The organism is Chamaesiphon sp. OTE_8_metabat_110 (assembly GCF_031382685.1).
Taxonomy (GTDB): Bacteria; Cyanobacteriota; Cyanobacteriia; order Cyanobacteriales; family Chamaesiphonaceae; genus Chamaesiphon.
In genome coordinates this window covers 1-6,970 of the sequence record NZ_JANMZA010000179.1, presented here as the reverse complement: position 1 = coordinate 6,970, position 6,970 = coordinate 1, and the positions used below count along the sequence as shown (strand labels likewise).

At 47.8% G+C, this 6,970-nt stretch carries 14 protein-coding genes; 2 read left to right on the top strand and 12 right to left on the bottom strand.

The features are described 5' to 3' along the window. From RMO52_RS06440 to RMO52_RS06385, 12 genes are all read right to left on the bottom strand, one after another. The coding region (locus RMO52_RS06440; protein ID WP_310412037.1) for an uL14 family ribosomal protein at window positions 1-194 on the bottom strand (194 nt) is incomplete at its 3' end. A 131-nt stretch (window positions 195-325) separates the two neighbouring features. Beyond that, a complete protein-coding gene (rpsQ, locus tag RMO52_RS06435) occupies window positions 326-571 on the bottom strand; it encodes a 30S ribosomal protein S17 (RefSeq protein WP_310412034.1) in 246 nt (81 codons plus the stop codon). 39 nt (window positions 572-610) lie between these two features. Next, entirely contained in the window at window positions 611-817 is a 207-nt protein-coding gene (gene rpmC, locus RMO52_RS06430) for a 50S ribosomal protein L29 (RefSeq protein ID WP_309744698.1), read from the bottom strand. Window positions 818-821: 4 nt separating this feature from the next. Beyond that, window positions 822-1,250 (bottom strand): 50S ribosomal protein L16, encoded by a 429-nt coding sequence (rplP, locus tag RMO52_RS06425; protein WP_310412031.1) that lies wholly within the window; start codon window positions 1,248-1,250, stop codon window positions 822-824. A gap of 10 nt (window positions 1,251-1,260) precedes the next feature. Then, the gene (gene rpsC / locus RMO52_RS06420) at window positions 1,261-2,001 is read right to left on the bottom strand and encodes a 30S ribosomal protein S3 (protein WP_309744694.1); all 741 of its coding nucleotides are present in this window, start codon (window positions 1,999-2,001) and stop codon (window positions 1,261-1,263) included. Window positions 2,002-2,021: 20 nt separating this feature from the next. Continuing rightward, on the bottom strand, window positions 2,022-2,375 hold the full coding sequence (rplV, locus tag RMO52_RS06415) for a 50S ribosomal protein L22 (RefSeq protein ID WP_310412027.1): 354 nt from the start codon (window positions 2,373-2,375) through the stop codon (window positions 2,022-2,024). Between the two features lie 44 nt (window positions 2,376-2,419). Then, on the bottom strand, window positions 2,420-2,698 hold the full coding sequence (gene rpsS, locus RMO52_RS06410; protein WP_295613120.1) for a 30S ribosomal protein S19: 279 nt from the start codon (window positions 2,696-2,698) through the stop codon (window positions 2,420-2,422). A gap of 129 nt (window positions 2,699-2,827) precedes the next feature. After that, a complete protein-coding gene (gene rplB / locus RMO52_RS06405) occupies window positions 2,828-3,697 on the bottom strand; it encodes a 50S ribosomal protein L2 (RefSeq protein WP_309744710.1) in 870 nt (289 codons plus the stop codon). A gap of 121 nt (window positions 3,698-3,818) precedes the next feature. Further along, window positions 3,819-4,124 (bottom strand): 50S ribosomal protein L23, encoded by a 306-nt coding sequence (locus tag RMO52_RS06400; RefSeq protein ID WP_309740236.1) that lies wholly within the window; start codon window positions 4,122-4,124, stop codon window positions 3,819-3,821. Continuing rightward, window positions 4,114-4,749, bottom strand: a complete 636-nt coding sequence (gene rplD / locus RMO52_RS06395) for a 50S ribosomal protein L4 (RefSeq protein WP_310412022.1) — start codon at window positions 4,747-4,749, stop codon at window positions 4,114-4,116. The genes RMO52_RS06400 and rplD overlap by 11 nt, the downstream gene beginning before the upstream one ends. Before the next feature lie 34 nt (window positions 4,750-4,783). Next, window positions 4,784-5,422 carry a 50S ribosomal protein L3 gene (rplC, locus tag RMO52_RS06390; protein ID WP_310412020.1) on the bottom strand — a complete coding sequence of 213 codons (639 nt, stop codon included), beginning with the start codon at window positions 5,420-5,422 and terminating at the stop codon, window positions 4,784-4,786. Window positions 5,423-5,451: 29 nt separating this feature from the next. After that, window positions 5,452-5,619 (bottom strand): hypothetical protein, encoded by a 168-nt coding sequence (locus tag RMO52_RS06385; protein ID WP_310412017.1) that lies wholly within the window; start codon window positions 5,617-5,619, stop codon window positions 5,452-5,454. Window positions 5,620-5,908: 289 nt separating this feature from the next. Here RMO52_RS06385 and RMO52_RS06380 point away from each other — a divergent pair, with 289 nt between their 5' ends. After that, window positions 5,909-6,259, top strand: coding sequence for a hypothetical protein (locus RMO52_RS06380; RefSeq protein ID WP_309740244.1), 351 nt, complete (start codon window positions 5,909-5,911; stop codon window positions 6,257-6,259). Between the two features lie 189 nt (window positions 6,260-6,448). Next, the coding region (locus RMO52_RS06375) for a hypothetical protein (RefSeq protein ID WP_310412014.1) at window positions 6,449-6,970 on the top strand (522 nt) is incomplete at its 3' end.

The following is a 6,970-nucleotide window of genomic DNA, read 5'->3' as shown; positions in this document are numbered from 1 at the left end:
GTGCGGACGATGACAGCGCGAACTACTTCCGATTTTTTGACGGCCATGTTGGGAGTGGCATCTTTGACAACGGCAATAATGGTATCGCCGACGCCGCCGTAGGTACGATTACCCGCCCCGAGGACGCGGATACACATAATTTTACGGGCACCGCTATTATCCGCAACGGTTAAATAACTTTCTTGTTGGATCATGGTGATTAGGGGAGGGGGAGAGGGGGAGAGGGGGAGAGGGGGCGTTTGTTAGATATTTACGATTAGTTCCTAGTTCTGTGACTATTCACTATTCACTATTCACTATCCACTACCCTGACTCCACCACTCAACTAGGCTTTAGTACTGAGAATTTCTGCAAGTGTCCAGCGCTTGGTGCGGCTCAGGGGGCGGGTTTCGAGAATCCGTACTCTGTCGCCTTCTTTGCACTGGTTTTCTTCGTCGTGAACTTTGTATTTTTTGGTTCTGACGACTACTTTGCCGTATTTGGAGTGCGCGGAGCGGTTCTCGATCGCGACTACTGCCGTTTTTTGCATTTTGTTGCTGACAACGATGCCAACTCTTTCTTTGACTGCCATTTTTTGTTAATTACCTGTGGCTGGAGGATGTTGATTGAATTAAACCTTGGTGGTTTTACGTTGGTGTTCTACTGTCAATAACTGCGCTAGTTTGTGGCGATTATGTTTGAATTCGTGGGTTTTTTCTAACCGACGAGTAGCTTGGCGAAGGCGCAGGTCAAACAAGTTGCGTTTGACAGCGATAATTTCCGCAGCTAATTCTTCGTCGGTTAAGCTTATTACTTCAGCAATTTTGGGCAGAGCCATAACCTTAATCAGTCTCGTCTTCTAAGTGTGGTTTGATAATAAATTTGACCTTGATCGGTAGCTTGTGCATCGCTAGACGCATGGACTCCCGAGCAATATCTTCAGGAACGCCACCAATCTCAAATAAGATCCGACCGGGCTTGACTACTGCTACCCAAAATTCGGGAGAACCTTTACCAGAACCCATCCGGGTTTCTGCTGGGCGCATCGTCACGGGTTTGTCAGGGAAAATCCGAATCCAGATTTTACCACCCCGTTTGAGATAGCGGTTCATGGCTCGCCGACAGGCTTCAATCTGACGGGAGGTAATCCATGATGGCTCGATCGCCTGCAAGCCAAATTGACCGAAGGCAATCTCATTTCCTCTGGTAGCTAAACCAGTCATTCTACCGCGCTGTTGTTTGCGGAATTTCGTTCTTCTAGGACTTAACATTATTTACTTCCTATCCTTCATCAGAGCGGTCTTCAAACTGCTGACGGCGGCGTTGTTGGTTTTGCCGACGCTTGGGTTGAGCAGCACTAGGTACTTCGAGATTTTCTTGTCCGGGGATGATTTCGCCCTTAAAAACCCAAACTTTGACACCGATGATGCCATAGGTGGTGTCTGCGGTCTTGGAAGCGTAGTCGATATCGGCACGGAGGGTGTGCAGGGGCACGCTACCTTCACGAGCTTGTTCGGTACGGGCGATTTCAGCGCCGTTGAGTCGTCCGCCGACTTGGATCTTGATCCCCTTAACTTCGGCACGTTGCGCCCGTTGGATCGCCTGACGGACGACGCGACGGAAGGAGACGCGGCGAGAAAGTTGTTGAGCGATAAATTCCGCAATTAGCGCGGCATCGGCGTCAACTTTCGCAATCTCAATGACATTGATCCGAATTTGGCGATCGGTACCGAGTTTCTTGAGCAACGCTTGACGAATGACTTCGATCCCACTACCTTGACGACCGACAACTACACCTGGGCGAGCTGTATGGATTTCGAGTTCGATCTGGTCGGCTTTACGCTCGATCCGTACCTTGGAAATCCCCGCAGTGCTGAGGGTGGTGTCTTTTTCGATGTGTTGGCGAATGATGTAGTCTTCTTTGAGAACTTCAGAATACTTGCGGGTATCTGCATACCACCGCGAACGGTGTTCTTGCGTGATCCCAAGTCTAAAGCCAACTGGATGAATCTTCTGTCCCATGTTATTTTTTTATATGCTCCCTAGTTCGTCTCCGCCACTGCCACGGTGATGTGACATGTCGGTTTGCGGATTTTGTAAGCGCGACCTTGCGCTCTGGGGCGGAAGCGTTTGAGCGCGGGGCCACCATCGGCGAAAGCAGCAGAGACTACTAACTTGGCTGGATTCATCCCATTATTATGCTCGGCATTAGCTACAGCCGATCGCAAGACTTTGATAATTTCTTCACATGCTTTGTAGGGCATGAATTCGAGAATAATCAAGGCTTCACGGTAGGAACGTCCCCGAATTTGATCTAGTACGCGGCGCACTTTGAAGGGAGACATGCGAATATATTTCGCAACTGCTTTGATTTCTGTTTTGTTATCGATCGCCATATTTTTTCCTCTTGAATCCATCTAAAATTCAAATTTACTTTGAATTATCTGCCGGATTTCTTGTCTCCCTTCGAGTGGGAACGATAGTTACGTGTGGGTGAAAATTCACCTAATTTGTGACCGACCATTTGATCGGAAACAAAGACAGGCACGTGTTGACGACCGTTGTGTACTGCGATCGTATGTCCGACCATTTGCGGCAAGATCGTGGAAGCCCGCGACCAAGTTTTAATTACGTCTTTACGACCAGACGCATTCATTTTTTCGACTTTTGTCATCAGATGATCGGCGACAAAAGGACCTTTTTTGAGAGAACGACCCATAATTTAGTGGATAGTGAATAGTGGATAGTGGATAGTGAATAGATTGCCTTGAGCTTGCTCAAGGATGGACAGTGGATAATGAATAGTTCTTTATTGCTATTCACTATCCACTGTCCACTATCCACTTTCTTAATTCTGACGACCGCCTTTACCGCGTTTCGAGGATTTACGACGACGGCGGATGATGAGTTCGCTGCTGGCCTTTTTCTTCTTACGAGTCTTGTAGCCCAGGGTTGGCTTACCCCAGGGTGTAACTGGGCCAGGACGACCGATCGGCGCACGACCTTCACCACCACCATGGGGGTGATCGCAGGGGTTCATGACACTACCTCTGACCTTCGGACGACGACCTTTCCAGCGGTTGCGTCCGGCTTTACCAGCACTGGTGTTTCGGGCGTCGGTGTTGCCGACTTGACCGATGGTAGCGTAGCATTCCTTCCGTACCATCCGGACTTCACCAGAAGGCATTTTCAGGGTCACATAGTCGCCTTCTTTAGCTACTAATTGGGCGGCGGCACCAGCAGAGCGGGCGATTTGAGCGCCTTTACCAGCAGTAAGCTCGACGCTGTGAACTGTCGTACCTAAAGGAATATTAATCAGTGGTAGGGCATTGCCGATCTCAAACGGCGACTCTGGCCCAGTAATGATTTCCATGCCGACGGTCAAACCGACGGGATGTAGAATATAACGTTTTTCGCCATCCTTGTAGAACAGGAGCGCAATCCGGGCATTCCGGTTGGGATCGTACTCGACAGTAGCGACGCGGGCGGGGATGTTGATTTTGTCTTGACGACGGAAATCAATCTGCCGATAGAGTCGTTTGTGACCACCACCGCGACGGCGGCTGGTAATGACACCGCGATTGTTGCGCCCTTTAGCACGGTGTTTGTTGTAAACGAGTGATTTTTCCGGCTGATTACCCACGGTAATTTCCGCAAAGTCGGAAATTACGGTTTCGCGAGTACTGGGCGTATATGGCCGATAAGAACGGGTTCCAATAATTAGGTGTTAGGTGTTCGGGATTTGGTTAGGGCGTGGGGGAGGCGGGGGGACGGGGAGAGCATTAGCGAAAAATTACTGGCTACTTACTCCCAACTCCGAACTCCGAACTCCCAACTACTTAAACTTCAGGGAAGAGAACGATCTCTTGACCTTCGACGATCGTCACAATAGCCCGTTTGTAGCGAGGCTTTGCACCGAGGAATTTACCGACGCGGCGGGTTTTGCGGGGTAAGTTCTGGGTGTCTACGCGTTTGACCTTGACATTGAACAGAGATTCGATCGCGGCTTTGATTTGTGGCTTGGTAGCTTGAGGAACTACATCAAATACATACTTGTTCTGTTCCATCGCGATCGTCGCTTTTTCGGTGACGATGACGTTCCGAATTAAATCTGGTAAATCGCGGTCAGCAACTCTAATCGTCATTGTAAACCTCCTGGATTTTGGCGATCGCTTCAGCGGTAGCAACGATCTGGTCTGCATTCAGGAGATCGAAAACGTTTAGTCCTGAAGCCGAAATCATTTTAACTTTGGCAATATTGCGCACCGATAGCAAGGTATTGTCTTCAATCTCGGCAACGATGACCAAAACTTTGCTATCTGCTTCTACACCCCAACGAGTCATCGCTTGGACGAACTCTTTGGTTTTAGGCTGAGCGACATCAGTCGTAAAGTCGTTGACAACGATAATGTCTTCAATCCGACCCATCAATGCTGTCCGCAGAGCCAATCTCCGCTCTTTGCGGTTCATTTTCATGTTGTAATCTTTGGGCTTTGGTCCAAAAATTACCCCACCCCCCCGCCAGAGCGGAGACCGAATCGAACCCGCCCGTGCGCGTCCGGTACCTTTCTGTTTCCAAGGTTTGCGACCACCGCCGCGAACTTCGGCGCGAGTCTTAGCACTAGCTGTACCTTGACGCGCATTATTTGTCTGCCGAATTAGGGCGCGGTGGACGATGTGAGAGGCATTCTCTTCTTTGGCAACGGCCAATTCGAGGATGGCGGAGCCAGCTTCCTCGCCTTGCCAGTTGCGAATGACGCAATTAGCCATAACTATTTTTTATCTCCCGATCTACTTTTTGTGACTATTTACCGACTTTGACTTCAGGCACGATCCGGAGTAACGCGCCAGGTTTGCCAGGGACGGAACCTTCGATCAGGAGAACGTTACGCTCGACATCGATCTGAACTACTACTAATTTCTTAATCGTGATTCTTTTGCCACCCAAGCGCCCAGCCATTTTCTTACCGGGATAAACGCGACCGGGAGTGGTACCCGCACCTGTCGAACCAGGTTCGCGGTGGTTTTTAGAACCGTGAGACATTGGTCCCCGCGCAAAGTTCCAACGTTTTTGCCAACCTGCAAACCCTTTACCGATACTATTGCCAGTCACATCGATGATTTGACCGACTGTAAAGATGTCTGGTTTGATTTCTTGTCCGAGCGTCCAAGCATCTGTGCTATCGACCCGAAATTCCTGCAAATGACGCAGTGGTGGCGCGTCAGCTTTCTTGAGATGTCCCAATTCTGGTCTGTTGAGAGCTTTTTCTTTGACTTCATCAAAACCCAACTGAATGGAACTATACCCATCAGTATCTTTAGTTTTGATCTGTGTAATGGTACATGGGCCTGCTTGAACGACGGTGACAGGAATTGCTCTCCCTGTCTCTTTGTCGAAAATTTGGGTCATGCCGAGTTTGGTGCCGAGAATACCGATAGACACGGTTTAATAAATTTCCTTAATTTGAGACATTAGGATTTTGATGGACTTCCACCGACAGGCGCGTCCATTTGTGGGTTCGACTTGAATTTACCAATCCAGCTAACTTTAGCAGCGATGATGCCTGCGGTTGCAGATCGTGGCTGCTGCGGATGCAATAAGTTTTCACTCGTAGCGCAGTAAGGATATTTAGGTATCAACTGGGATTCGTTTTGTTGCTAAAAAGACTGAGGCAGTAAGCCGCCTAGTATCGATTTGAGCCGATTCACCATCGTCGCAGCTCGCCTGAGCTGGAAGTTTTAGACCACAATCTACAAGTCTACACTAGACGATCGATCTTGTCTAGATATCGATCGATCCGCTGAATCTGGAGATCGGGCTGGGACTTTGAATCTCAGCCGCCAATTTTTGGATCGAGAATATCTATACAATATCGATAAGTCTCGGTAAGATTAGGGTCGCTAACACTTTCCCCTCAAAATCGAAAATATGACATCCCAACTGGTGTTCAACTTAGCTAGCGGATCGGTGTCTTGTGGCTTGACATTAACAGCAGCTAAACAATTGCAGGCACAACTCCACGATCTAGTCCACATCCTCAAGGCTAAAACAGCACAAACCCCTGGAAGTAGTGGCAAGCCCACGCCAGCACGACCGATCGAGTATCAATATACTGGAGATGTTTTTCTAGAGATATTCTGCAATCCAAATATCTGGGCAAATCCTTTTGTGGCTAAAGTCTTAATTACCTTACGAGACGATCGGATTCGGCTCAGTAGTGAAGCTGAACTGACGCGGATTATCGAGGATGTCGATCGATTTGTGGAACAATTTGGCTGAGATCGATATCGACCTTAGTGCCAACTATCTGGCTCTTAGTCCAAGTATCTAAGAGTTAGTAATATCAATTGTCGAACTACGGAATTTAGATGTTAAATTCGCTACAATTCATTCTCAATAAATCGAGGCAAATTGGATGAGTTGTGATATAATGACTGCAAAATTAGCCCCGATCGACAAAACATGAGTATGAATGCCAAATCACTTGTTAAAATAGGCTGGTGTGGGTTGTTGAGTATTTACTTATACCCAACTCAAGTCTCCGCACAAGTGGCGACTAAAACTCCTAAAAACAACCCTGCTACTTATGAGGACGATCGAATCAAAGTTACGATCCAAAATTGTAGCAGGAAGCTGCAAGATTTGGTTTGCAAAGCGACCTTAACAAGTAAGAATAACGATCGGACTATCGATCTCAATGGCAATAATATCAAGCTAGTCGATTTTGAAGGTAACGAATATTACCCGTCTAGTTTGCGATTAGCCAACCGAGTCAGTGAAAACAATTCAATTAAGGCCGAACTAATTGAAAGTGTTCCCTTTAAAGCAAGTTTTATTTTCAATAAAATCCCTACAAGTATCACTCAGGTCGCTCTGCTGCAAGTTTCCTTAAGCGGTGGCATTAATACAACAGCTAAATTTCGGAACTTTGAAGTCAATTCAGCCCAGAATACTGCTACCAAGCCAATTAAAAAGTCTTCTGGAACACTG